The organism is Pseudomonas putida W15Oct28, from assembly GCF_000708715.2.
Lineage (GTDB): Bacteria > Pseudomonadota > Gammaproteobacteria > Pseudomonadales > Pseudomonadaceae > Aquipseudomonas > Aquipseudomonas putida_R.
In genome coordinates this window covers 89,991-114,839 of the sequence record NZ_JENB01000013.1, presented here as the reverse complement: position 1 = coordinate 114,839, position 24,849 = coordinate 89,991, and the positions used below count along the sequence as shown (strand labels likewise).

23 protein-coding genes and 1 tRNA gene are annotated in these 24,849 nt (G+C 62.3%); 10 read left to right on the top strand and 14 right to left on the bottom strand.

Annotation, left to right across the window (positions count from 1 at the left end; genetic code table 11):
- Nucleotides 1–589: 589 nt before the first annotated feature.
- Nucleotides 590–796: a hypothetical protein gene (locus AK81_RS11605; protein ID WP_043199183.1), complete on the bottom strand. Its 207-nt coding sequence runs from the start codon at nucleotides 794–796 to the stop codon at nucleotides 590–592.
- A gap of 334 nt (nucleotides 797–1,130) precedes the next feature.
- Entirely contained in the window at nucleotides 1,131–2,108 is a 978-nt protein-coding gene (locus AK81_RS11600) for a LysR family transcriptional regulator (protein ID WP_043199180.1), read from the bottom strand.
- Nucleotides 2,109–2,263: 155 nt separating this feature from the next.
- Between AK81_RS11600 and AK81_RS11595 the strand changes: the two genes are divergently transcribed.
- The 5 genes from AK81_RS11595 (at nucleotide 2,264) to AK81_RS11575 (ending at nucleotide 7,839) form a co-directional block, all read left to right on the top strand.
- The gene (locus AK81_RS11595) at nucleotides 2,264–3,574 is read left to right on the top strand and encodes an MFS transporter (RefSeq protein WP_043199177.1); all 1,311 of its coding nucleotides are present in this window, start codon (nucleotides 2,264–2,266) and stop codon (nucleotides 3,572–3,574) included.
- Nucleotides 3,574–4,329 (top strand): class II aldolase/adducin family protein, encoded by a 756-nt coding sequence (locus AK81_RS11590; protein WP_043199176.1) that lies wholly within the window; start codon nucleotides 3,574–3,576, stop codon nucleotides 4,327–4,329. Before AK81_RS11595 ends, AK81_RS11590 begins: the two co-directional genes overlap by 1 nt.
- Before the next feature lies 1 nt (nucleotide 4,330).
- Complete coding sequence (locus tag AK81_RS11585) at nucleotides 4,331–5,263, top strand: 2-hydroxyacid dehydrogenase (protein WP_043199173.1); 933 nt, start codon at nucleotides 4,331–4,333, stop codon at nucleotides 5,261–5,263.
- A gap of 26 nt (nucleotides 5,264–5,289) precedes the next feature.
- Nucleotides 5,290–6,306, top strand: coding sequence for a histone deacetylase family protein (locus AK81_RS11580; RefSeq protein WP_043199170.1), 1,017 nt, complete (start codon nucleotides 5,290–5,292; stop codon nucleotides 6,304–6,306).
- Nucleotides 6,307–6,492: 186 nt separating this feature from the next.
- Entirely contained in the window at nucleotides 6,493–7,839 is a 1,347-nt protein-coding gene (locus AK81_RS11575; RefSeq protein ID WP_050491867.1) for an OprD family porin, read from the top strand.
- 271 nt (nucleotides 7,840–8,110) lie between these two features.
- On the opposite strand, the gene AK81_RS11570 is transcribed toward AK81_RS11575, so the two are convergent.
- The 7 genes from AK81_RS11570 to AK81_RS11540 all read right to left on the bottom strand — a co-directional run bounded on the left by AK81_RS11570 (nucleotide 8,111) and on the right by AK81_RS11540 (nucleotide 12,717).
- A tRNA-Gly gene (locus tag AK81_RS11570) sits at nucleotides 8,111–8,186 on the bottom strand.
- A 64-nt stretch (nucleotides 8,187–8,250) separates the two neighbouring features.
- Nucleotides 8,251–8,811: a CDP-diacylglycerol--glycerol-3-phosphate 3-phosphatidyltransferase gene (gene pgsA / locus AK81_RS11565; protein ID WP_016498771.1), complete on the bottom strand. Its 561-nt coding sequence runs from the start codon at nucleotides 8,809–8,811 to the stop codon at nucleotides 8,251–8,253.
- 33 nt (nucleotides 8,812–8,844) lie between these two features.
- Nucleotides 8,845–10,668, bottom strand: coding sequence for an excinuclease ABC subunit UvrC (gene uvrC, locus AK81_RS11560; RefSeq protein ID WP_043199168.1), 1,824 nt, complete (start codon nucleotides 10,666–10,668; stop codon nucleotides 8,845–8,847).
- 6 nt (nucleotides 10,669–10,674) lie between these two features.
- Nucleotides 10,675–11,313: a response regulator transcription factor GacA gene (gene gacA, locus AK81_RS11555; RefSeq protein WP_023047491.1), complete on the bottom strand. Its 639-nt coding sequence runs from the start codon at nucleotides 11,311–11,313 to the stop codon at nucleotides 10,675–10,677.
- 63 nt (nucleotides 11,314–11,376) lie between these two features.
- Nucleotides 11,377–11,766: a helix-turn-helix domain-containing protein gene (locus AK81_RS11550; protein ID WP_043199167.1), complete on the bottom strand. Its 390-nt coding sequence runs from the start codon at nucleotides 11,764–11,766 to the stop codon at nucleotides 11,377–11,379.
- A 121-nt stretch (nucleotides 11,767–11,887) separates the two neighbouring features.
- The gene (locus AK81_RS11545; protein WP_043199166.1) at nucleotides 11,888–12,319 is read right to left on the bottom strand and encodes a GNAT family N-acetyltransferase; all 432 of its coding nucleotides are present in this window, start codon (nucleotides 12,317–12,319) and stop codon (nucleotides 11,888–11,890) included.
- 11 nt (nucleotides 12,320–12,330) lie between these two features.
- Entirely contained in the window at nucleotides 12,331–12,717 is a 387-nt protein-coding gene (locus AK81_RS11540) for a DUF488 domain-containing protein (protein WP_043199164.1), read from the bottom strand.
- Between the two features lie 127 nt (nucleotides 12,718–12,844).
- Between AK81_RS11540 and AK81_RS11535 the strand changes: the two genes are divergently transcribed.
- Nucleotides 12,845–14,461: an inorganic phosphate transporter gene (locus AK81_RS11535; RefSeq protein ID WP_043199163.1), complete on the top strand. Its 1,617-nt coding sequence runs from the start codon at nucleotides 12,845–12,847 to the stop codon at nucleotides 14,459–14,461.
- A gap of 165 nt (nucleotides 14,462–14,626) precedes the next feature.
- On the opposite strand, the gene AK81_RS11530 is transcribed toward AK81_RS11535, so the two are convergent.
- The 3 genes from AK81_RS11530 to AK81_RS11520 all read right to left on the bottom strand — a co-directional run bounded on the left by AK81_RS11530 (nucleotide 14,627) and on the right by AK81_RS11520 (nucleotide 17,347).
- On the bottom strand, nucleotides 14,627–15,322 hold the full coding sequence (locus tag AK81_RS11530; protein WP_043199161.1) for a glutathione S-transferase N-terminal domain-containing protein: 696 nt from the start codon (nucleotides 15,320–15,322) through the stop codon (nucleotides 14,627–14,629).
- A gap of 87 nt (nucleotides 15,323–15,409) precedes the next feature.
- A complete protein-coding gene (locus tag AK81_RS11525) occupies nucleotides 15,410–15,907 on the bottom strand; it encodes a PaaI family thioesterase (RefSeq protein WP_043199160.1) in 498 nt (165 codons plus the stop codon).
- A 57-nt stretch (nucleotides 15,908–15,964) separates the two neighbouring features.
- Entirely contained in the window at nucleotides 15,965–17,347 is a 1,383-nt protein-coding gene (locus AK81_RS11520; RefSeq protein ID WP_043199158.1) for an amino acid permease, read from the bottom strand.
- A gap of 255 nt (nucleotides 17,348–17,602) precedes the next feature.
- On the opposite strand from AK81_RS11520, the gene gcvA reads away from it, so the two are divergent.
- Together gcvA and AK81_RS11510 are read left to right on the top strand one after the other, a co-directional pair.
- A complete protein-coding gene (gcvA, locus tag AK81_RS11515; protein WP_043199157.1) occupies nucleotides 17,603–18,499 on the top strand; it encodes a transcriptional regulator GcvA in 897 nt (298 codons plus the stop codon).
- 235 nt (nucleotides 18,500–18,734) lie between these two features.
- Entirely contained in the window at nucleotides 18,735–19,985 is a 1,251-nt protein-coding gene (locus AK81_RS11510) for a 2-aminoadipate transaminase (protein ID WP_043199155.1), read from the top strand.
- A gap of 3 nt (nucleotides 19,986–19,988) precedes the next feature.
- Here AK81_RS11510 and AK81_RS11505 read toward each other — a convergent pair whose 3' ends face one another.
- Complete coding sequence (locus tag AK81_RS11505; protein ID WP_043199154.1) at nucleotides 19,989–20,291, bottom strand: hypothetical protein; 303 nt, start codon at nucleotides 20,289–20,291, stop codon at nucleotides 19,989–19,991.
- A gap of 232 nt (nucleotides 20,292–20,523) precedes the next feature.
- Here AK81_RS11505 and AK81_RS11500 point away from each other — a divergent pair, with 232 nt between their 5' ends.
- Entirely contained in the window at nucleotides 20,524–20,949 is a 426-nt protein-coding gene (locus tag AK81_RS11500) for a hypothetical protein (protein WP_043199153.1), read from the top strand.
- 73 nt (nucleotides 20,950–21,022) lie between these two features.
- On the top strand, nucleotides 21,023–23,134 hold the full coding sequence (gene fusA / locus AK81_RS11495) for an elongation factor G (RefSeq protein WP_043199151.1): 2,112 nt from the start codon (nucleotides 21,023–21,025) through the stop codon (nucleotides 23,132–23,134).
- A 186-nt stretch (nucleotides 23,135–23,320) separates the two neighbouring features.
- Here fusA and AK81_RS11490 read toward each other — a convergent pair whose 3' ends face one another.
- Nucleotides 23,321–24,763, bottom strand: a complete 1,443-nt coding sequence (locus AK81_RS11490; protein WP_043199150.1) for a SulP family inorganic anion transporter — start codon at nucleotides 24,761–24,763, stop codon at nucleotides 23,321–23,323.
- Nucleotides 24,764–24,849 lie beyond the last annotated feature (86 nt).

The window sequence follows — 24,849 nt, the reverse complement described above, 5'->3', positions numbered from 1 at the left end:
CTCGAGCCTTTCATTCTAAGTTCTCGAGTATCCAGTCACGCAATCAACAGCAGGCGCTGTCTTCTGTCTATTCGTTACTGAACAACAGGAAATGCTGGCTCTCTGTTTGCTCAAGCTGATTTTCAGCAAGCCTCACCAACAGCCCATGTTGCACCATAGGATCGACCAGATAGTGTCAAACCAATGCAACTCTCTAGCGTGCTAACGTCAACGTGATAATCGCATTCTAGTTGTTCACACTGAGGAAGTTGGCTAAATTACCAACGCGTGCTTTGCGGTTCAACCCATGTACTTCATACCAGATCAACGAGTCGACGTGCTCTGCCACCTACGCACGCCCTTAAGGGACCTTTTTTGCCCTCTAGGATTTGGACTTCCGGGTGCAGTTTCAAGTACCGCTACGTGCAAACCAGGTAGATGATGCCGCGCACCAGTCTGCTGCTCTGATAACCATCGCGGATCGTCGAAAGCTTGCTTAGAAAGATATCCGGATGAACCCCGGACAACAGTCTTGCCCCCCGAAGCTAGCAAATTTGAACCAATGACTGATGGGCTCAATTTGCTAGCCCACCTCTATACTTTGGATCGCTCACGCCCGCAGGCGTTCTACCCCGGCTGAGATCGCCTCAGCATGGATATCAAGAGTCGCTAGCGCAGCCATGACGTTCTCATGTATGTGGACTGAGCCGCGATGGCTCACCCACAGCGAGAGCTCCTCCAGAGCTGCTCTGATGGCAACTTGGTTCAGATGCAACAGTTCAAGGGTGTCAGCTGTGGTTGAGGCTTGGTCATCCATGCGCAGGCTCCAGATACGAGATTTCTTAGGAAAATTTAGGGGAAGTCCTAGCGTATAAGGCCTATACAGGACATCCGCTAGAGCGAGAATAGCCGTTTCTGCTGGCCTCCGGAGGTCTATTAAGATCGCGGCAGGTTCATATTCCTATCCCTAATTGTGGCAGGATCAGTGTTCCGGCTAGCGAACCCTGATCATCCTTGGTAGCGAAATAGTGGGGGGGTAAGAGCTTCGATGCTTCCAACAAACTCATCTAATTTGCCATTGAGGTTGCGGACCTTTTCAGGAGCGGTGTAATCGGGACTATACCGATCTACCGCAGGCCTCCGTATGCCAATCAAAACCGCTCGGCCGGGTCAGTAGTCATTAGCATCTGCTGGAACCGTTCCAGAAAGATCGACTCGGCCTGGGTCAACTTCTGCTCGCGGTTCCAGAGCAGGTACACGTTCACATCGATCACCCCTTCCCACGGCGGCAAGCGCCACAGCTCATTGGCCTGCACATCCGCCGCGACGATGTGCTCCGGCAGGCAGCCGATGCCATAACCGGCCCCCACCAAGCGCAGGATTTCATCCAGGCTCGGTGACGATGCGACGATACGCCCGGTAAACCCCTGCTGATCACGAAACACCGTCAGCGGCGACAGGTTGCCGCCCATCTGGTCACTGGTGAAGCTTACGAAGTTCTCGCCCTGCAGGTCCGCCACGGTGAGGTTCTTGCGACCAAACAAGCGATGGCGCTTGCCACAGAAAAACGCGTAGCGCTGTTCGAGCAATACCCGTTGCTCCAGGCGGGGCTGGGGCGTGCGGCACAGGCTCAGGCCGAACGAGGCGGTCTTCTGTAGCAAGCCACTGGCCACATCAGAACTGCGCAGCACATCGATCTCCAGCTCTACCTGCGGGTAGTCGCTGTGAAACTGCGCAAGGAAGTCATCGTAGGCGCGGGACTGGATGCGGCTGATGCTCAGCAGGCGGATCTTGCCCGTCACCGTTTCGGCCGGGCTGTCCAGCGCAGGCCCCAGGCGCGAGACCGTGCCGTACAGTTCGGCGGCGATCTGCATCACTTCCTGCCCCGCCTGCGACAGGGTGATGCGCGGCCCGCGACGCACCACCAGGGCACTGTCCAGTTGCTCCTCCAGGCGCCTTAGCGCCTGGCTCACAGCCGGTTGGCTCAGGTGCAGGCGTGCCGCCGCCCGGCTGATGCTGCCCTCCTGGCCGATCACCAGAAAGGTGCGCAACAGGTTCCAGTCGAGGCGGTCGTTGAGAAAGCGCTTGGCTTCGGGGTCTCTTGCTGGGGGCGTTGTCGTCGGCGTCATTATTTGCTGGTCTTATACTTGAGTATTTAAATTAGAAGCTTTTCCTAGAATAGGACTTGGCTCAACATCAAGCAACGCACCGCCAGAGTGCCGTTGTCCTGCCCGTGCAGGGCTCTCCTTCTCCTGCCTATAACAATGACGCCCAGGAGCCTCAGATGACGACCAACACCCCCACCCCGCGTCGTGCCGCGGCGGCTGCCTTTATTGGCACCACCATCGAATTCTATGATTTCTACATCTACGCCTTCGCCGCAGCCCTGGTGCTCGGGCAGCTGTTCTTCCCCAGCGAAAACCCGATGCTCAGCACCATGGCTGCGTTCGGCAGCTTTGCCGTGGGCTTTATCGCCCGGCCGTTCGCCGGCATGGTGTTCGGCCACCTGGGCGACCGCCTGGGGCGCAAGAAGATGCTGCTGGTGACTATCGTGCTGATGGGCGTGGCCACCACCTGCATCGGCCTGCTGCCGACCTACGCTCAGGCCGGTATCTGGGCCCCCATCGGCCTGATCTTCCTGCGCCTGCTACAGGGCATTTCAGTCGGTGGCGAATGGGGCGGCGCGGTGCTGATGGCCAGCGAGCATGCGCCCAAGGGCCGCAAGGTGTTCTTCGCCTCGTTCGCCCAGTGGGGCAGCCCGGCGGGCCTGCTGCTGGCGCTGATCGCCTTCCGCTTCATCACTGCAATGGAGCCGGAAGACCTGATGAGCTGGGGCTGGCGCATTCCGTTCCTGATGAGCGGGCTGCTGATGATCGTCGGCCTGCTGATCCGCTTCGGCGTGCCGGAGTCGCCAGAGTTTGCCGAGGTCAAGGACAGCGACCAGACCAGCGACAACCCGGTGCGCGAAGTGCTGCGCAACCACTGGCGGAACATCGTCTTTGCGGCCCTGGCCGTGACCATCGGCTCTGGCGGGTTCTTCTTCACCAATACCTTCATGATCACCTACGTCACCCAGTATCAGGGCATCGCCAAGACCACCATTCTCGATTGCCTGTTCGTGGTCACCATCCTGCAGTTTCTCTCGCAACCCTGTTCGGCCATGCTCGCCGAACGCCTGGGCGAAGGGCGTTTCCTGACCTGGGTAGCTGCGCTGTGCATGGTGGTGCCGTACCCGATGTTCCTGCTGGTACAAACCGGCAATGTGGTCTACATGACCGCCGGCATCGCCCTGGCCGTGGTCATGCTGTCGGCACTGTATGCGGTGATTGCCGGCTATATGGCCGAAGCCTTCCCGGCCCGGGTGCGTTACTCGGGCATTTCGATCGCCTACCAGCTGGGCAGCGGCCTGACCGGTGGCCTTACGCCAATGCTGGGCACGTTCGTTGCCAGCCAGTTCGCCGGGCAATGGGTACCGCTGGCGCTGTTCTTCAGCGTGCTGGCCTTGATGTCGCTGGCCGGCGTGCTGGGGCTCTCGCGCCTGCGCAGCACTAGCGCCAGGCCGGCCGCCCTCTCCACTTCGCAAGGAATCGCCTGATGAGCAAGCCTCACAACATGTCAGAGACCGAATGGCAATCGCGCTGCGAGCTGGCTGCGCTGTATCGCCTGATCGCCTACTACCGCATGACCGACCTGATCGATACGCACATTACCCTGCGTGTACCGGGCCCCGACCGGCACTTTCTGATCAACCGCTACGGCGTGGCGTTCGAGAAGATGCGTGCCAGCGACCTGGTGCTGATCGACCTTGACGGCAACGTGGTCGACAGCCATTTCAACGGTGGCAAGGTCAATGCGGCCGGCTTCGTCATCCACTCGGCGATCCACGAGGCGCGCCCGGACCTGCACTGCATCATCCACACCCACACGGCAGCGGGTATGGCGGTGGCAGCACAACGTGACGGCCTGCTACCACTGACCCAGCACGCGCTGAAGTTTTACGGCAACCTGGCGTATCACACCTACGAAGGCATTGCGCTGTCACTGGAAGAACGCGAACGGCTGGTCGCCGACCTTGGCGCGCACAAGGCGATGATCCTGCGCAACCATGGGCTGTTGGCCGCAGGCAGCAACGTGGCGGCAGCGTTCCACGAGATCTATTTCCTGGAGCGCGCCTGCCAGGCACAAATCCAGGCGATGTCTGCCGGCGTGGCGTTGAACATCCCCAGTGAGGAAGTGTGCCGGCACACCGCCGCACAGTTCGGGCGCGATGGCATCGACGGTATCATCGACATGGCCTGGCAGGCCGCGCTCAGCCTGATCGACGCGCAGCGCAGCGAGTGGTGCAGCTGACATGGCCAGCCTCGTATTGCTTTGCCAGAACCCGGCGCTGAGTGACTGGCTGGCCGCGCTGTTCGCCAAACACGCCCCGCAGCTGAACGTGTTGCGCCCGGACGATGCCAGCGCACAGCACGCCGAAGTGGCCGTGTGCTGGTTCCCGCCCGAAGGTAGCCTGGGCCGCTTGCCAAACCTGCGCCTGGTGCACTCGATCGGCTCGGGGATCGACCACCTGGGCCAGGACAGCTCACGCGATGCGTCGCTGCCCGTGTGCCGGGTGGTCGACCCTGACCACACCCAGGGCATGAGCGAGTACGTGCATTGGGGCGTGCTGCACTTTCACCGGGGCTTCGACCGGGTGATCGCCGGCAATGCCAGCCAGCACTGGCAGCGCCCGGTGCAGCGCAAGGCAGGCGACTTCCGGGTCGGCGTGATGGGCCTGGGCGCGATTGGCGCACCGGTAGCGCAGCAGCTGGCGGCGGCGGGTTATGACGTGCGCGGCTGGGCCCGCACGCCGCGCCAGCTCGGTGGCGTAACCACCTTCGAAGGCGCAGCTTCGCTGCATGACTTCCTCACCGGGCTGGATGTGCTGGTCAACCTGCTGCCCCTCACCGCCAGCACGCATGGCGTACTGAACCATGCCGTATTCCGGCACATGGCCGAAGGCAGCGCCCTGATCAACTGTGGTCGTGGCCAGCACCTCAACCCGGACGACCTGCGCCAGGCGCTGGCCAGCGGGCAGTTGCGCGGCGCCTTGCTCGATGTGTTCGAACAGGAGCCATTGCCTGCCGATTCGCCGCTGTGGCACACGCCCGGGGTGTGGGTGACACCGCACATGGCGTCGGCCGCGTCCGACCTGTGCATCGCCCGGCAAGTGGCCGACAACGTGTCGCGCCTGAGTGCCGGGCTGGAACTGAACAATCTGGTCGATCCCGAACTGGGCTATTGATCGCACGCGTTACCAAGAGGTGATCCATGAAAGCGTTTTTCCATCCTGCTCAACGCCTGCACCACCCCCGCTCCTACCTGTCGCGTGGCCAGATGCGCCAACCGCAGGAAGTGCCGGCACGCATCGACCCGCTACTGGCCGTGGTCGAAAAGCTCGGCTACCCGCTGCTCGAACCCGCCGACCACGGCCTGGCTCCGCTGGCGGCCGTGCATGGCCAGCCGTATCTGGACTACCTGGGCAGCGCCTACCAGCAGTGGCACGAAGTGCCGGAAGACTGGGGCGATGAGGTGATGTCCAACATCTACATCCGCGAAGGCAACCCCTTGCGCGGCATCCTCGGCAAGACGGCCCGCTACCTGGCCGATGGCAGCTGCCCGATCGGCGAGCACACCTGGCAGGCCGCCTACTGGTCGGCGCAAAGCGCGGTGGCCGCGGCACATGCGGTAATCGAAGGCGACCAGGCCGCTTATGCCCTGTGCCGGCCACCAGGGCACCATGCCCGCGCCGAAGCGGCAGGTGGGTTCTGCTTTCTGAACAACGCCGCAATCGCCGCCCAGGTGCTGCGTGGCAAGTTCGGCAAAGTGGCAGTGCTCGACACCGACATGCACCACGGCCAGGGCATCCAGGAAATCTTCTACGAGCGGGACGATGTGTTGTACGTGTCGATTCATGGCGACCCGACCAACTTCTACCCGGTGGTCGCCGGTTTCGATGATGAGACCGGGGCTGGTGCAGGGGCTGGCTTCAACCTGAACCTGCCCATGGCACACGGCGCCAGCGAAGCGGACTTTTTCGCCTGCATGGATGAGGCAGCAGCGGCGCTGCGCGCCTTCGCGCCGGACGTGCTGGTGCTGTCGCTGGGCTTTGACATCTACGAAAACGACCCGCAGTCCAAGGTCCACGTCAGCCATGAAGGGTTCCGCCTGCTGGGGCAGCGGATCAAGGCGCTGGGCCTGCCTTGCGTGGTGGTCCAGGAGGGTGGCTACGACATTGCGACCCTGGATGAAAATGCCTCGCGCTTCTTTGCCGGCATGACTGCCTGAGGCAAAACCCGATGTGCTCCGGGTTGCCATGGGCAACCCGGCCTACCGAGCAATACAACAATAAAGAGCGCAACTTGCCGCAACCGCAAGTTAGCGATCAGGCCCCCGGCTGCCCGCCGCAGGCGCAGGGGCAATAACAATAAATCTTCACGCTGCCGTTCTTAATCTGGCAATAAGGAAGTCTTCATGTCGCTCAAAAATTTCACCTTGGGGATGGCAGGCGCGAGTGCCTGTCTGTTTGGCTCGATTGCCTGCGCGGCTGAATCGGACCATGGTTTCATTGAAGACAGTACCACCACGGTCGGCTTGCGAAACTTCTACTGGAACGCTGACAACCGCAACGGCAGTTACCTCAACCCGGCGGGCGAGCGACAAAGTTATCGCCAGGAATGGGCGCAAGGCGTACTGGCCAAGTTCAATTCCGGATATACCCAGGGGCTGGTTGGGTTCGGCCTCGACCTGCATTACATGGGTGCGGTAAAGCTTGACGGCGGCAAGGGCCGGGTTGGCGACGGGATCGGCAATGGCGGCATCGTCGCGCGCGACAACCAGGGCGACCCCAAGCAGGAATACTCCAAGGCCGGTGGCGCGGTAAAGATGCGGGTTGGCAGCACTGACCTGGCCTACGGCGACCTGTTCCCTGATTCGCCAGTACTCAAATACGGTGATATCCGCCTGCTGCCGCAAACGCTCCGAGGCTGGAACATTACCGATCGTACCTTCGCCGGGCTGGCCCTTAATGCAGGGCGTTTCACCTCCAGCAGCGACCGGGCAGCAACCAATCACGGCGGCAAGCTGGGTACCGCTTACGGTGGCCGCCAGGCCGACAGTGAGTTTGTCAGTTATTACGGTGGCATCTACACCGGCGTCGACAATGTGAAGGTCAAGCTGTTCGGGTCGGAACTGGACAATATCTGGAACCAGCAGTTTGCCTCCATCGAATACCGTGTGCCTTTGAAGGTGGGTGGTGTGTTCAATACCGGCGCCAATTACTACCGCACGCGTGACACCGGCACCTCGCTGCTTGGCGATATTCGCAACGATGCCTGGAGTGCCCGGGTGGGCTACGCACTGGGCGGCCACAAGTTCGAAGTTGCCTATACCCGCATTGATGGCGACCAGCCTTTCGACTATGTCTGGAACAGTTTCGACATCGAACTGGATGCGGCCTCCCAGGCCAGCGACTTCAACAGCCCCAACGAAAGAGCCTGGAGTGCACGCTACGACCTGGACGCCGTCATCTTTGGCGTACCCGGGCTGAGCTTCACGGCGCGCTACATACGCGGTACCGATATTGATGGCCGCGATGCCGGCGGTGCCTATTCACGGTTCCAGGCGGTCCGCGACGGGTCGCAATGGGAACGGGACCTGTGGGTGAAATACGTGGTGCAGTCGGGGCCTGCGAAAAACCTGTCCCTGCGGCTGCTGCATGCGTCGATGCGCACGGGCGGCGATTACGGCGCAATCGCCAATGACCTGGACCAGACCCGGATCATTCTGGACTACCCACTGGACCTGAACTTTCTGAAATAGCCCGGCAAACCTGCGCGGGGCTATCGGAGCAACGGTCTTGCACCATCACTGCGGCTAACGCATCAACCTGTAGGAGCAGCCTTGTGCTGCGAAGAGGCCGGTAAGGCTGAAGATTATCTTCGCCTGCAATGACCTCTTCGCAGCACAAGGCTGCTGCTACAGGGCTTGTGTTTGCTTTGAGAAAGGAGGATGCCGATAAAACGCAGGCATAAAAAAAGAGGCCCGAAGGCCTCTTCTTTTTTGATCCCGGCGACGCACCGAGGATCGAATTTGGAGCGGGAAACGAGACTCGAACTCGCGACCCCGACCTTGGCAAGGTCGTGCTCTACCAACTGAGCTATTCCCGCGTCGTGATGGGTGCCATTCTAGCGATTTCTAAAACAGCGTCAACCCCTTGATTCAAAAAAAGTTTTATTTCTGCTCAGAGCCTTCGCGCAGGTGCGGCCAGGCGGCCAGCAGGTAGTGCACCATCGACCACAGCGTCAGCCCCGCCGCCACCAGCAGCAGCCCGTAGCCAAGAATGACCCAGAAGGTTACCGCTGGCGGGTTGGCCAGCAGAATCACCAGCGCCAGCATTTGCGCTGCAGTCTTCCACTTGCCAAGGTTGGACACCGCCACGTGCGCCCGCGCGCCCAACTCGGCCATCCACTCGCGCAGTGCCGACACCACTATTTCGCGGCCGATAATGACCGCGGCCGGCAGGGTCAGCCAGAAGTTGGCGTGGGTCTGCACCAGCAGCACCAGGGCCACCGCCACCATCAGCTTGTCGGCCACCGGGTCCAGGAAGGCACCGAACGGCGTACTCTGCTGCAGGCGACGCGCGAGGTAGCCGTCCAGCCAGTCGGTGGCGGCGGCAACGGCAAACACGCTGCTGGCTGCCATATAGCTCCAGTGATAGGGCATATAGAACAGCAGGATGAAGCACGGAATGAGCAGGACGCGTAGAACGGTGAGCAGGTTTGGAATATTCATCGGTACGACTGGCTGCAAGTTGAGCCCGGCATTCTACTCGCTATGCAGGCTGGCATAAATCGACTCGGCAAGCTTTTTACTGATGCCGGGCGCTTTGGCGATTTCATCGATACTGGCGCGGTTGAGCTCCTGCAGGCCGCCGAAATGTTTCAGCAGGTCGCGCCGGCGCTTTGGCCCTACTCCGGCTACATCCTCCAGACTAGACACCCGGCGGGCCTTGCCGCGGCGGGCGCGGTGGCCGGTAATGGCGAAACGGTGGGCTTCGTCGCGGATCTGCTGGATCAGGTGCAGGGCCGGTGAATCACCTTTCAGGGTGAACTCGTGGTGCACGTCGTTCAGGTAAAGGGTTTCAAAACCGGCCTTGCGGGTGACGCCCTTGGCCACACCGAGCAGGGTCAGGTCGGTGAAGCCCAGTTCCTGCATCACATCGCGGGCCATGTTCAACTGGCCCTTGCCGCCGTCCACCAGCAACACGTCGGGCAGCTTGCCCTCACCGTCCTTGATACGCCCGTAACGGCGGGTCAGGGCCTGGTGCATGGCGGCGTAGTCATCGCCAGCAGTGACGCCTTCGATGTTGAAGCGCCGATAGTCGGACTTCAGCGCGCCTTCGGGGCCGAATACCACGCAACTGGCCACGGTGGCTTCGCCGCTGGAATGGCTGATGTCGTAGCATTCCAGGCGCTGCGGCACTTCGTCCAGGCCCAGCACTTCGGCCAAGGCCTCGAAGCGTGCAGCCATGTGCTGGCGGTTGGCCAGGCGGGCATTCAGCGCCTGCTCGGCATTGGTGACTGCCAGCTGCTGCCAGCGGGCGCGGGTGCCACGTACCCGGTGGCTGATGGTCAGCTCGCGGCCCCGCAGTGTGTGCAGTGCTTCGGTGATGGCGTCGAAGTCTTCGTGCACAACATTGACGATCAACTCGCCGGGCAGTTCGCGCTCTGCGTTGCCCAGGTAGTACTGGGAGAGGAATGCGGCCATGACCTCGGCCACCTCCTCCTCGATGCCCACCTGCGGGAAGAAGTTCTTGCTGCCCAGCACCCGGCCGCCGCGCACGCTGATCAGGTGCACGCAGGCGCCACCCGGGTTGACGAAGGCGGCGATGACATCGACGTCACCAGTGCCGCCCTCGATGTACTGCTGGTCCTGCACGCGGCGCAACAAGGCGATCTGGTCGCGTAACTCGGCAGCCTTCTCGAAGTTGAGGGCCATGGCGGCCTTCTCCATCTCGGCATTCAGCTCGTTGCCCAACTGCTGGCTACGGCCTTCAAGGAACATCACCGAGTGGCGCACGTCGTCGGCGTATTCCTCGGCGGTGACCAGGTCGGTGCAGGGCCCTTTGCAGCGTTTGATCTGGTACTGCAGGCACGGGCGGGTGCGGTTGGCATAGTAGCTGTCTTCGCACTGGCGCACCGAAAAGGCCTTTTGCAGCAGGCTGAGGCTTTCACGGATGGCCCCGGCGCTGGGGTATGGGCCAAAGTAGCGGCCCTTGGCCTTTTTCGCCCCACGGTGAATGCCCAACCGCGGAAACTCTCCGTCGGACAGGAACACGTAGGGGTAGGATTTGTCGTCGCGCAGCAGGATGTTATACGGCGGCCGCCATTCCTTGATCAGGTTCTGCTCCAGCAGCAACGCCTCGGTTTCGTTGGCGGTGATGGTGGTTTCAACCTGGGCGATGCGGGCTACCAGCGCGGCGGTCTTGGGCGCCAGGCCGGTTTTGCGGAAATAGCTGGCCAGGCGTTTCTTGAGGTTCTTGGCCTTGCCCACGTAAAGCAGCCGGGCTTCGGCGTCGAACATCCGGTAAACGCCCGGGCGACCACTGCAGGTCGCCAGGAATGCGCTGGCATCAAAAGCTTGGGACATGAGGTTTTACAGGCTTGCGTCGACCATACCGTGGCGAACGGCCAGCAAGGTCAGTTCGACGTCGCTGGTGACCGAGAGTTTTTCAAAGATCCGATAACGGTAAGTATTGACGGTCTTGGGCGAGAGACACAACTTGTCAGAGATGATCTGCACTTTCTGGCAGCCGACGATCATCAGGGCAATCTGGATTTCCCGCTCCGACAGTGTGTCGAACGGTGACCCCTGCGGCTGGAACGGCTTCAGCGCCAGCTGCTGGGCGATTTGCGGGCTGATGTAGCGCTGGCCGGCAAACGCCAGGCGGATGGCCTGGACCATTTCATCAAGGCCTGCGCCTTTGGTCAGGTAACCGGCCGCACCGGCCTGCAACAGGCGCGTGGGGAACGGGTCTTCCTCGCACACGGTGACGGCCACTACCTTGATGTCCGGGTGGCTGCGCAGCAATTTGCGGGTGGCCTCCAGGCCGCCGATGCCGGGCATTTTCACGTCCATCAGCACCACGTCCGGCTTCAGCTCACGGGCCAGCTTGAGCGCGGACTCGCCCGAGTCACCCTCACCCACCACCTGCAGGCCATCGATGTCGGCCAGCATGCGGGTAATACCGGTTCGTACCAGATCGTGATCGTCGACCACTAAGACCCTAATCAAGCACACACCTCGTCAACAGGGCGATTGGATCCCGCCACCTTAACAAAATTTTTCCAAACGGGTCTAACGCATTGCTTCTGTAAGAAACGACTGACGCTCAACAGTGACAGACCTCACTGTTTGCCTGGGCTTTCTATCGCTGCTCAAGCGGCCCAGCAGGTGCCAGATGGCCGCCTGGTCGTCGATGGGCAATTGCCGGAAGGCGCCCAGCAGCCCCGACTCATCCGTACTCAAGCCCTCCAGCGGGGCCGGCGTGCGAATACCGCTAAGCACGTACAGTGCATCCACCCCCCTGGCCGACAGGGCTGCCAGGTAATCGACCCGTGGCGTGCGCTCGCCGCTTTCGTACTTGCCCTGGGCATTGGGTTCGACCCCACCGATATCGCCAAACACGCGCTGGGTCATGCCCAGGCGCTCACGCTCTTCCCGCAGTCGCGGACCAATCCCGTTCATTGTGGGCTTCTCCTTATCCCCTGATCACGCTCATCCCCCGCCGCCCCGTCTGCGGGCGACCGTGAGCGCCTGGGTTTACTATGCCCCTGCGCTTCGGTCGCGACAAGCCATCATTGCGCTACTAGCCAATCGTGCGCTGCATGCGCACAAAGCACGCGTCCTCACCCATTTCGACAAAGCCGTGGCGCTGGTACAACCCGCGCGCCGGGTTGCTGCGAAACACCATCAACCTCAGCAACGGCAGGCGCCGCTGCCCGGCCCACAGCGCCAGCTCCTCCAACACCCAGCTGCCGACACCGCGCCCGCGATGCTCGGGCAACAGGTGCAACTCGCGGATAAACAGTGCCTGGCGGTCCTGACTGAGGCTGCAGAAACCTAACAGGGTGTCGCCTTCGCTGATCAGCCATTGCTCGCGCCAACCCCAGGCCTGGTCGAAGGCGTCCTCGATCCAGAGCAGGTCAAATTCACGGTAGTACGGCAGCATGGCGCGCCGCGTGAGGTCGCGGGCAAACGTACGGTGGCTGTCGTTGGCGGCAATCAGTTGCAGGGGCATCACCACATCACTCATTGGGCATAGCACACGGGTGAACTGCCAGGCCCACGCCGGTCCAGTTCGCTTTCCAGCCATTCGGCCAGCACCCGGGCATTGTTGTGCTCGGTGTCCTTGCCTGCATAAAGCAGGGTCAGCGTGCCTTTCTCGGCCAGGCCCAGCAGCGGGTACCAGTACTCGGGACGGGCAGCCAGTTCATGCTGGTAGCGCTGGGTAAAACCGGCAAAGTCGACGTCCCCCTGGTGAAACGCCTTACGCAAATCATCCGAGGGTGCCACTTCGCGCAACCACTGCCCGTGCAGGTCTTCCTTGCGCTTGTTGCGCGGCCACAGGCGGTCGACCAGCACTCGCTGGCCATCGTCGCCCGTGACCGCATCGTAGACACGCTTGCAGCGGATCATGGGTTTCTCCTGCATTTACCGTCCGTCTTGAGCCTAGATAATTCATTGATCGAGGTCACGGTCGGGTTACGAATTGTTTCTATGCTCAAGGCCTTCGGCAACTTGCCCAACGCCAACCGGAGCCATCATGGCAACCCCGTCACTGGCCAGCCAGCCGCACCTGGCCCAGCGCGACGCCCGCCCGCAGCTTGCCCACAAGCCTGGGCGCGCCACCCTCGTGTTGTTCTTCGGCCTGCTGCTGGCCGGTATCGCCTACACCGCCTGGAGCCTGAAACAGGATGTAAACGCCAGCGGCACGGTGATCACTACGGTCACGCCGTTTCTGCTGCTGGGCCTGGCACTGTTGATTGCCCTGGGCTTCGAATTCGTCAATGGCTTCCACGACACCGCCAACGCGGTGGCCACGGTGATCTACACCAACGCGCTGCCGGCACCGGTTGCAGTGGTGTGGTCCGGGCTGTGCAACTTCCTCGGCGTGCTGCTCTCCAGTGGCGCGGTGGCATTCGGCATCATCGCCCTGCTGCCCGTGGAACTGATTCTACAGGTGGGCTCCTCGGCCGGCTTCGCGATGGTTTTTGCCCTGCTGCTGGCGGCGATCATCTGGAACCTCGGCACCTGGTGGCTGGGGCTGCCGGCGTCATCCTCGCACACCCTGATCGGCTCGATCATCGGTGTGGGTGTGGCCAATGCGCTGATGCATGGGCGCGACGGCACCAGCGGCGTGGACTGGGGCCAGGCCAGCAAAGTGGGTTACGCCCTGCTGTTCTCCCCCCTGATCGGCTTTGCCTGCGCCGCCTTGCTGTTGCTCGCCCTGCGTGCGCTGGTCAAGCGTCAAGCGCTATACCAGGCGCCGCAAGGCCAGACACCGCCGCCTTGGTGGATTCGTGGCGTACTGATCCTGACGTGCACCGGGGTGTCCTTCGCCCACGGTTCCAACGACGGCCAGAAAGGCATGGGCCTGATCATGTTGATTCTGGTCGGCACACTGCCAATGGCGTACGCGCTGAACAAGACCATGCCTAATGAGCAGGCCCTGCAGTTTTCTGCCGTTGCCGAAGTGACCCGCCAGGCGCTGGTGCGCAGCGACCCGCAAGCGGCCCCGGCTGACCCGCGCCAGACGCTGACCGCGTTCATTGGCGAACCCAAGGCCAGCCCGCAACTGGTACCGGCGCTGGCGGCGCTGACCGGGATGATTGGTGAAGAGGTCAAAGGCTACGGCTCGCTCAAGCGCATACCCGCCGAAGCCATGGCCAACGTGCGCAATGACATGTACCTGACCAGCGAAGCCATTCGCCTGATCGAGAAAAACCGCCTGGTGGCATTCGATGCCGCCACCCGCAGCCATGTGCAACTGTTCAAGGCCCAACTGGACGACGCCACCCGCTACATTCCGCTATGGGTCAAAGTGGCGGTGGCCATCGCGCTGGGGCTGGGGACCATGGTTGGCTGGCGGCGCATCGTGGTGACCGTGGGCGAGAAGATCGGCAAGACCCACCTGAGCTACGCCCAAGGCGCCTCGGCGGAGGTGGTTGCCATGTGCACCATTGGCGCAGCGGACATGTTCGGGTTGCCGGTGTCGACCACCCACGTGCTGAGCTCGGGGGTGGCGGGGACCATGGTGGCGAATGGGTCGGGGATTCAGAAGCGCACGCTGTTCAACTTGCTGATGGCCTGGGTGCTGACCCTGCCGGCAGCGATGCTGTTGGCCGGCAGCTTGTACTGGCTGCTGAGCCACGTCTTCTGAACCCGTACTGCGCCCTCTGTAGGAGCGGCCTTGTGTCGCGATAGGGCCGCAAAGCGGCCCCGGGGTTTCAGCACTGACGCATAAATTGCCGGGGCTGCTTTGCAGCCCTTTCGCGACACAAGGCCGCTCCTACAGGGGCCGGTGTCCAGGGCTGGTTCTGCGTTATCAGCCCGGGATTTTCAAGCCGCGCTGCACCGCCGGCCGTTCGAGGAACGTGGCCAGCACCCGCTGCACTTCCTTGAACTGGTCAAAACCCACCAACTCCCGCGCGTTGTAGCGATCTACCAGGTTGCGCACCCAAGGGAAGATGGCAATGTCGGCAATGCTGTACGCGTCCACCATCCACTCCCGGCCTTTCAGATGCCGGTCCAGCACACCCAGCAGCCGCTTGGACTCGTTGACGTAGCGGTCACGCGGACGCTTGTCTTCATATTCCTTGCCAGCAAAGAAATGGAAGAACCCGACCTGGCCGAACATCGGCCCGATGCCACCCATCTGGAACATCAGCCACTGCAGGGTCTGGTAGCGCTGGGCAGGGTCCTGGCTGAGCAGTTGCCCACTTTTCTCCGCCAGGTACTGCAAGATCGCCCCGGATTCAAACAGCGGCAACGGCTGCCCGCCCGGGCCGTTGGGGTCCAGGATGGCGGGGATCTTGTTGTTGGCGCTGAGCGAGATGAATTCGGGGCTCAACTGGTCGTCGTTGTCGAAGCTGACCTTGTGCGCCTCGTAGGCCAGGCCGATTTCTTCGAGCATGATCGACACCTTGACGCCGTTGGGCGTCGGCAGCGAATACAGCTGCAGGCGTTCGGGGTGTTTGGCGGGCCACTTGCGGGTAACAGGGAAAGCACTGAGATCGGTCATGATCAACCTTGCCTGGGGAATGAGCCTTTCACTCTAGAGACATCCCCGGCCGCTGACCACCACCGACCGCTCATCAGCGCTGGCAACTCAGGCCTGGCCGTGGGCCTTGAGTTTGAGCTTTTCGGTATCGACACGGACAAACACCGAGTCGGCCGTCACGGTCAGCACATCGTCAGCCCAGACTTCGCAAATCACCCGGCTCTTGCGCCCCACATCCCCTTCCACCCGGGCCTTGAGCAACAGCTCGACGCCCATCGGCGTAGGTTTCAGGTAGGTCAGGTTGAGGGTGCCGGTAACGCAGTCGATACGCGGCAGGGTGCCCGGCTCGCGGCCTTCGTTGCGGTAGTGGTAGGCCATGGCCGTCCAGTTGGAATGGCAGTCGACCAGCATCGCCAGCAGGCCGCCATAAACCAGGCCGGGCCAGCCGATGAAGGTGCTGTCGGGCGAGTGCCGGCACAACAGGTGAACGCCGTCGGCGTCCCAGTGGCTTTGCAGGTGCAGGCCGCTGGGGTGGGAGCAACCGCAGCCGTAGCAGGTGCCGTCGGGTGCCGCGAGGGCCTGAAGGGAAAGAGGTTGATCGCTCATACGCTTCCTGTGCTTATTGATATGGGGGCGCGCAACGCCCCCATTAAAGCAGATACGTCAGGCGGTCTGGGCAACTACCTTGGCGCGCCGCTGGGTCAGCGAAACCAACAGGATGAATGCTGTCACACCAGCGGTCATCAGGGTTTCGTAGCGGTAGGCATCGCTGAACAGCATGTAGCCCAGCACCATGACGATGGTGCCGATCACCAGCCAGGTCAGCCATGGGAACAGCCACATCTTCAGCTCCAGCGGGCGCCCTTCACGGTCAGCACGGGCACGCATGCGCAGCTGCGACACGGCAATCACCAGGTACACCAGCAAGGCAATGGCGCCGGTGGTGGACAGCAAGAAGCCGAAGACCTTGCCCGGGAACACATAGTTGACCAGGCACCCGGCAAAACCGGCCAGCGTCGAGAAGATGACCGCCACCGTCGGTACACCCGAACCGGAGATGCGCTTGGTCACGCTCAGTGCCTGGCCGCGGGCGCCCAGCGAATAGAGCATGCGTGACGCGGTGTACAGGCCCGAGTTCATGCAACTGGTCACCGCCACCAGTACCACCAGGTCGACCAGCAGCTTGGCGCCCGGCACGTTCAGCACTTCCAGCACGCGCTGGAACGAACCGACCGCTTTCAGCGCAGGGTCGTTCCAGGCCACCAGCGACACCACCAGGAAGATCGAGGCCAGGTAGAAGATGGCAATGCGGTACACCACCAGGTTGGTGGCACGGCGGATCTTGTCTTTCGGGTTGGCGGTTTCGTCAGCCGCAATGGTGACGATTTCGGCGCCGAAGAACGAGAAAATGGTAATCAGCACGCCACCGAGCACAGTGCCGAACCCGTTGGGCATGAAGCCTCCTTTGTCCCACAGCCGGCTGACCCCGGACACCTCGGCCAGCGGCCAGAAGCCGAACACCGCCAGGGTGCAGACGCCGATGAAGCCGATGATCGCCACCACCTTGACCAGTGCGAACCAGTACTCGAAGGCGCCGAAGTTCTTCACGCTGATCAGGTTGGTACACGACAGCAACAGCATGATCAGGAAGGCGAACAACCAGGACGGTACCCCCGGGAAGTAAGCATGCAGGATGTCGGCGCCAGCAATGGCCTCGACCGGAATGATCAGCACCCAGAACCACCAGTACAACCAGCCGATGGTAAAGCCCGCCCAAGGGCCGATGGCCTCGGAGGCATAGGTGGAGAACGAGCCGCTGTTAGGGTTGGCGATGGCCATTTCGCCCAGCATGCGCATCACCAGCAACACCAGCAAGCCGGTCATGGCATAGGAAATGAGGATGGCCGGGCCGGCCGTGGCGATGGCGTTTGAGGAACCGATGAACAAGCCAGCGCCGATGATGCCGGCAATGGAGATCATGGAAACCTGACGGGACGTCAGGCCGTGCTGCAGGGAACGCTGTTTCTTGTTGTCTTGCGAAGCCATGAAGAACCCTCGAATGGGTCGGCCGCTTTGAGGCGGCTGAAGGTCGGAGCAGAATTCTTATAAATTTCTGACAGTCGTTGTTGTTGTTTTGCAGATGCCGGAAGCGGGTACTGACCTCCTCTTCACATGACCGGTTGTAATCGTTGATCCAGGTCAGTATTAATCTATAGGCCGGGGTCAACAAACGACCTTTTCGAACCACATGATTCCGCTTTGGAATGAACTCTTTCCTTTTTTGCTCGGTATTTGCCCGTCATGTCCAAACGCCTGATGCCTTCGACCACCGCCCTTCAGTGCTTCGAAGCGGCCGCCCGCCACCTCAGCTTCACCCGCGCGGCGCAGGAACTGCACCTGACCCAGAGCGCCGTCAGCAAGCAGGTGGCGCAGCTCGAAGACATGCTCTCGCACTCGCTGTTCCAGCGCATTCGCCGGCGCCTGCACCTGACCCCCGCCGGTGCGCTGTACCTCACCGAAGTGAACAAGATCCTCACCCAGATCGACATTTCCAGCCGCTACATCCTCAGCTACGGCGACGAAACCGAAGTGCTGCGCATCGCCACCCAGCCCACCTTCGGCGCGCGCTGGCTGGTGCCCAAACTCAAGGGTTTCGGCGACCGCTACCCGCGCATCCACCTGGACGTGCGCAACGAACTGGAGCCATTCGACCTGGTGCAGGCCAAGGCCGACGTTGCCTTTTTCTTCGGCCAGGGCACCTGGCCTGGGGCAACCTGCATCGAGTTGTTCAGCGAAGAAGTGGTGCCGGTGTGCAGCCCGCAGTTGCTGGCCAACCACCCTTTCGACAGCGCCCAGGCGCTGACCGAGCACCGCCTGCTGCAGTGCGTGTCGCGGCCGGAGGCCTGGCATGAGTGGTTCCTGGGGCTGGGGCTGCACAGCCAGAACAGCTACCACGGGCCGCGTTTCGACACGTTCTACCTGTGCATTCGCGCGGCGATTGCAGGCTGCGGTATCGCCCTGATTCCGCGCTACCTGGTGGCCGAGGAGCTGAGCGAGGGCAAGTTGGTGGTGGCCTGGGACCACCCGGTGGCGAGCAATGGCCGGCACTTCATTGCCCATGCCGAGCATGCGGCCGAAGTGCCCAAGATCAGGGCCTTTGTGCAGTGGATTCGCGAGCGGGTGGCTGAGGGGGATTGATTTAACCTGTGCCGGCCTCTTCGCGGGCTTGCCCGCTCCCACAGGACCACCACAGGTTCGAATACTGTGCAGTACCTGTGGGAGCGGGCAAGCCCGCGAAAGGGCCGACACAGGCAACAAGAATTCCGGCCAGATCACGAATCCAGGGAATGATCGCAATCGAATAATTCGTTTGCGGAATAACCCCTCGACACGCTTGGATAATAAGAAATTCGAACACAGGTCCCGCGTGCCCATGAACCAGGAAAGTATCAGCCAGTCCATCGCCATCGTTCACCCGATCACACTTTCCCATGGCCGCAATGCCGAAGTCTGGGATACCGACGGCAAACGTTACATCGACTTTGTCGGCGGTATCGGCGTGCTCAACCTGGGCCACTGCAACCCTGCCGTGGTCGAGGCGATCCAGGCCCAAGCCACCCGCCTGACCCACTATGCCTTCAACGCCGCCCCCCATGGCCCGTACCTGGCGCTGATGGAGCAACTGAGCCAGTTCGTACCGGTCAGCTATCCGTTGGCGGGCATGCTCACCAACAGCGGTGCGGAAGCGGCAGAAAACGCCCTGAAAGTGGCCCGTGGTGCTACAGGCAAGCGCGCCATCATTGCCTTCGACGGCGGCTTCCACGGCCGTACCCTGGCCACCCTGAACCTCAACGGCAAGGTGGCCCCGTACAAGCAACGGGTCGGCGAGCTGCCCGGGCCGGTGTACCACTTGCCCTACCCTGGCGCCGATACCGGGGTTACCTGCGAACAGGCACTCAAGGCCATGGAGCGGCTCTTCAGCGTGGAGCTGGCCGTGGAAGACGTGGCAGCGTTCATCCTCGAACCGGTGCAGGGCGAAGGCGGCTTTCTCGCCCTTGACCCGGCCTTCGCCCAGGCCTTGCGCCGCTTCTGCGACCAACACGGCATCCTGATCATCATCGACGAGATCCAGTCCGGCTTTGGCCGCACCGGCCAGCGCTTCGCCTTCCCGCGCTTAGGGATCGAACCCGACCTGCTGCTGCTGGCCAAGAGCATTGCCGGCGGCATGCCGCTGGGTGCGGTGGTCGGGCGCAAGGAGTTGATGGCAGCACTGCCCAAGGGCGGCCTCGGTGGCACCTATTCGGGCAACCCGATTGCCTGTGCGGCGGCGCTGGCCAGCCTGGCGCAGATGACCGACGAGAACATCGCCACCTGGGGTGAGCGCCAGGAGCAGGCCATCGTCAACCGCCACCAGCGCTGGAAGGCTTCGGGCCTGAGCCCGTACATCGGCCGCCTAACTGGCGTGGGCGCCATGCGCGGCATCGAATTCGTCAATGCCGACGGCAGCCCGGCGCCGGCGCAACTGGCCAAGGTAATGGAGTCGGCACGGGCCAAGGGCTTGCTGCTGATGCCCAGCGGCAAGGCGCGGCACATCATCCGCCTGCTGGCCCCGTTGACCATCGAAGCCGAGGTGCTCGAGGAAGGGCTGGATATCCTCGAGCAGTGCCTGGTGGAGCTGAACTGAGGCTTACAGGCCCAGTTCTTCGGGGGTGAGCATGTCGGATTCGAAGGCGATCCAGCCGCCTTCGAGTTCGGCATGGCCGTTGACGATCGGGCCGTAGTAGGTCAGGCCGTTCTCCAGGGTCACGCAGATGTGCGTGGCCGTCTTCTCAGGGGCCGCGAGCGTACCGACGAAATGCACCTTCTTCAGGGTTTCGGTCACCGCTTCCAGGCCAACGCGCATCTTGGGGTTTTCCGATGCCTCGGTATCTCCGCCACGGTCTTCGGCGCTGATGGTCACGGTGGCGGTGTACGGGTACTTGGTGCTCAAGCGGGGTTACCTCAGTGGGTGTGTAGGCGTAAGGGCGCGTAGAGTACGGCAGGCGGTCTCTGTTGTCTCTACTGGCCTCTTCGCGGGCACGCCCGCTCCCACAGGGATCGCATGTACGGCCACTGTGGGAGCGGGCGTGCCCGCGAAGAGGCCGGGCCTGCAAAAGGTGATCTGGTGGGCCCGATCTGTTAGGGTGCCCGCCGATGCACGCCACACCACACGAGGATCCCGAGTGAGCGCCGAAGAACCCCTGATCGCCGACCTGTTCGATGTCGACAAACGCCTGTCCCTCAAGCCCGTCGTGGAATTCAACAGCTACCTGCGCAACGCCTTCGGCGAAGGCCCGTGCCGCTGCCACCGCTGCACTGAAGGTGGCGACGAAAGCACCTATAGCCACGCCCACACCTTTACCTTCGAAAGCCGCCAGTGGCACCGTCGCTTCGCCAGCACCTCGGGCAGCGATGTCGCCCAGGTACTGAAAAAGGCCTGGCTCTCGTACACCAAGGCCGACCTCAACCTGGTCGGCACACTGGACCTTGCCACCCTCAAGACCTTCACCGAAGCAGCCTTGCACCCACGCCTGCTGGCCCTGCTGGCGGCCAGTGGCGTTGCCCGCGAAGTGGAAGGCCAGTGGATGCTGCAAGCCCAGGCCGACTGACGGCCCGGCGGCAGGGCAGGATTCCACCGGTCTGCTAACGTGGGGGAATCCGCCCACCCGCAGGTAGTCCGCCATGGCCCGTACAACGCCCATCGAGCTGTACCGCAATATCGGCATCGTCGCCCACGTGGACGCCGGCAAGACCACCACTACCGAGCGGATCCTGTTCTACACCGGGGTCAACCACAAGATGGGCGAGGTGCACGATGGCGCCGCCACCATGGACTGGATGGCCCAGGAGCAGGAACGCGGCATCACCATCACCTCGGCGGCGACCACCGCGTTCTGGCAAGGCTCGACCAAGCAATTCCCCGACAAATACCGCTTCAACATCATCGACACCCCCGGCCACGTCGACTTCACCATCGAGGTGGAGCGCTCGTTGCGCGTGCTCGATGGCGCGGTAGTGGTGTTCAGCGGCGCTGACGGGGTAGAGCCACAGTCCGAGACGGTCTGGCGCCAGGCCAACAAATACCATGTGCCACGCCTGGCCTACATCAACAAGATGGACCGCCAGGGCGCCGACTTCCTGCGCGTGGTCAAGCAGATCGACAAGCGCCTGGGGCATCACCCGGTGCCGATCCAGCTGGCCATCGGCAGCGAAGAGAACTTCATCGGCCAGATCGACCTGGTGAAGATGAAGGCCATCTATTGGAATGATGCCGATCATGGCACCAGCTACCGCGAAGAAGAAATCCCCGCCGAGCTGCAGGCACTTGCCGACGAATGGCGTGCGCACATGATCGAGGCAGCGGCCGAGGCCAATGATGAACTGACCATGAAGTTTCTCGACGGTGAGGAACTGAGCATCGAAGAGGTCAAGGCGGCCCTGCGCCAGCGCACTATCGCCAACGAGATCGTGCCAACCATCCTTGGCTCATCGTTCAAGAACAAGGGTGTGCCGCTGATGCTCGATGCCGTCATCGACTACCTGCCCGCCCCGTCCGAAATCCCGGCGATCAAAGGCACCCACCCGGATGACGAAGAAAAACACCTGGAGCGCCACGCCGACGACAAGGAACCCTTCTCGGCATTGGCCTTCAAGATTGCCACTGACCCGTTCGTCGGCACCCTCACTTTCGCCCGCGTGTATTCAGGTGTGCTCAGTTCCGGCAATGCCGTACTCAACTCAGTCAAAGGCAAGAAGGAGCGTATCGGCCGCATGGTGCAGATGCACGCCAACCAGCGCGCCGAAATCAAAGACGTGTGCGCCGGCGACATCGCCGCACTGATCGGCATGAAGGATGTGACCACCGGCGACACCCTGTGCGACATCGACAAACCGATCATCCTGGAGCGCATGGATTTCCCCGACCCGGTGATTTCCGTGGCCGTGGAACCGAAGACCAAGGCCGACCAGGAAAAAATGGGTATTGCCCTGGGCAAGCTGGCCCAGGAAGACCCGTCATTCCGCGTACGTACCGATGAGGAAACCGCCCAGACCATCATCTCGGGCATGGGCGAGTTGCACCTGGACATCATCGTCGACCGCATGCGCCGCGAGTTCAACGTCGAAGCCAACATCGGCAAGCCTCAGGTGGCCTACCGCGAAAAAATCCGCAATACCTGCGAGATCGAGGGGCGCTTCGTTCGCCAGTCCGGCGGGCGCGGGCAATATGGCCACTGCTGGATCCGCTTTGCGCCTGGCGATGAGGGCAAAGAAGGCCTGGAGTTCGTCAACGAGATTGTCGGCGGCGTAGTGCCGCGCGAGTACATCCCGGCAATCCAGAAAGGCATCGAGGAACAGATGAAGAACGGCGTGCTCGCCGGTTACCCGTTGATCAACCTCAAAGCCGCGGTGTTCGACGGCTCTTACCACGACGTCGACTCCAACGAAATGGCCTACAAGATCGCCGCTTCGATGGCCACCAAGCAGCTGTCGCAGAAAGGCGGCGCAGTGCTGCTGGAGCCTGTGATGAAGGTCGAGGTGGTTACGCCCGAGGAGTATCAGGGCGACATCATGGGCGACCTGAGCCGGCGCCGAGGGATGATCCAGGACGGCGACGAGACGCCTGCTGGCAAGGTCATTCGCGCCGAAGTGCCACTGGGGGAGATGTTCGGCTATGCCACCTCAATGCGCTCGATGACCCAAGGGCGAGCAAGCTACACGATGGAGTTCACCCGCTATGCCGAGGCACCGGCGAGCATTGCCGATACCATCGTCAAAAAGAGCCGCGGTGAGTAAAAAGCTTAGTGGCTCTTGTGGGAGCGGGCATGCCCGCGAAGAACCCGGCGCGGTGGATGGCACCGGCTTCGCCGGTGTTCGCGGGCACGCCCGCTCCCACAGGTACTGCATTTACCTTGAGCCCTGTGGTGACCCTGTGGGAGCGGCTTTAGCCGCGAAGAGGCCAGCACAGGCGACCACCAAGCCTCAGTGCTGCTCGCCAGCCCGCTTCAACAGCTTCTTGCACCGCTCGGACAAATGCACCACGCGCAAATGTTTACCCGCCTTGGCATACCGCTCACGCAGGGTTTTCAGCGCCGCAATCGCCGAGTAATCGACAAAGCTCAAATGCTGGCAGTCCAGCGTGACCTGGGCCGGGTCCTGGGCCGTGTCGAACTGGTTGAGGAACGAGGCGGTCGAGGCAAAGAACAGCGTGCCGTGTACCTGATAACGCTTGCCGCCTTCCGCGTCTTCATGGCTGTCGGCATACAGCTCCCGCGCATGCTGCCAGGCAAAGTTCAGCGCCGCGATGATGATGCCGAACAGCACCGCCATGGCCAGGTCGGTAAACACTGTGACCACGGTCACTGCAATGATCGCCAGCACATCGTTCACCGGCACCTTGTGCAGCACGCGCAGCGACGCCCAGGCGAAGGTCTGCTGGGCCACCACGAACATTACCCCGACCAGCGCCGCCAGCGGAATACGCTCGATCAGCGGCGAGAGGAACAGCACGAACAGCAAGATCATCACCCCGGCCACCACCCCCGACAACCGGCCACGGCCATTGGAGCTGAGGTTGATCACCGTCTGGCCGATCATTGCGCAACCGCCCATGCCGCCGCACAGGCCCGAAACCATGTTCGCCGCGCCCAAGGCCACGCACTCGCGGTCCGGGAAGCCACGACTCTCGGTCACTTCATCGGTCAGGTTGAGGGTGAGCAAGGTTTCCAGCAGGCCGACCATGGCCATCAGTACGGCGTAGGGGGCGATGATCCTCAGGGTTTCCAGGTTCCAGGGCACATCCGGCAGGGCCAGCCCCGGCAGGCCACCGGCGATGTGCGCCATGTCACCCAGGGTGCGGGTGGGCAGCCCCAGCAGGTACACCAGCAGGCCCACGCCGAGGATCGCCACCAGCGCCGGCGGCACCGCACGGGTCAGTTTCGGCAGCACGTACACTACCGCCATGGTCAGCGCCACCAGGCCGATCATCAGGTACAGCGGCGCGCCACTGAGCCAGTGCTCACCGTCCTTGAAATGCTCCAGCTGGGCCATGGCAATGACAATGGCCAGGCCGTTGACGAAGCCGAGCATGACCGGGTACGGCACCAGGCGCACCAGCTTACCCAGCCGTAGCAGGCCGAACAGGATCATCACCACGCCACCCAGCAAAACCGTGGCCAGCAGGTATTGCGCGCCGTGCTGCACCACCAGTGCGACAATCACCACTGCCATGGAGCCAGCAGCGCCGGAGATCATCCCGGGCCGCCCGCCGAACAGCGCAGTCAGGGTACAGATGATGAACGCGCCATACAGGCCCATCAGCGGGTTGAGGTGGGCCACCAGGGCAAAGGCGATGCACTCGGGCACCAGGGCGAACGAGGTGGTCAGGCCGGCGAGCAGGTCGGCGCGTAGTCGGGCGGGTTTCATGGGAATCCTGTGGGGCAGTCCGGGCGAGCGTTACAAAAACGAGGGGCGCGATGTTACGGAATTTGTCTGACAGCGACCACCGCAAA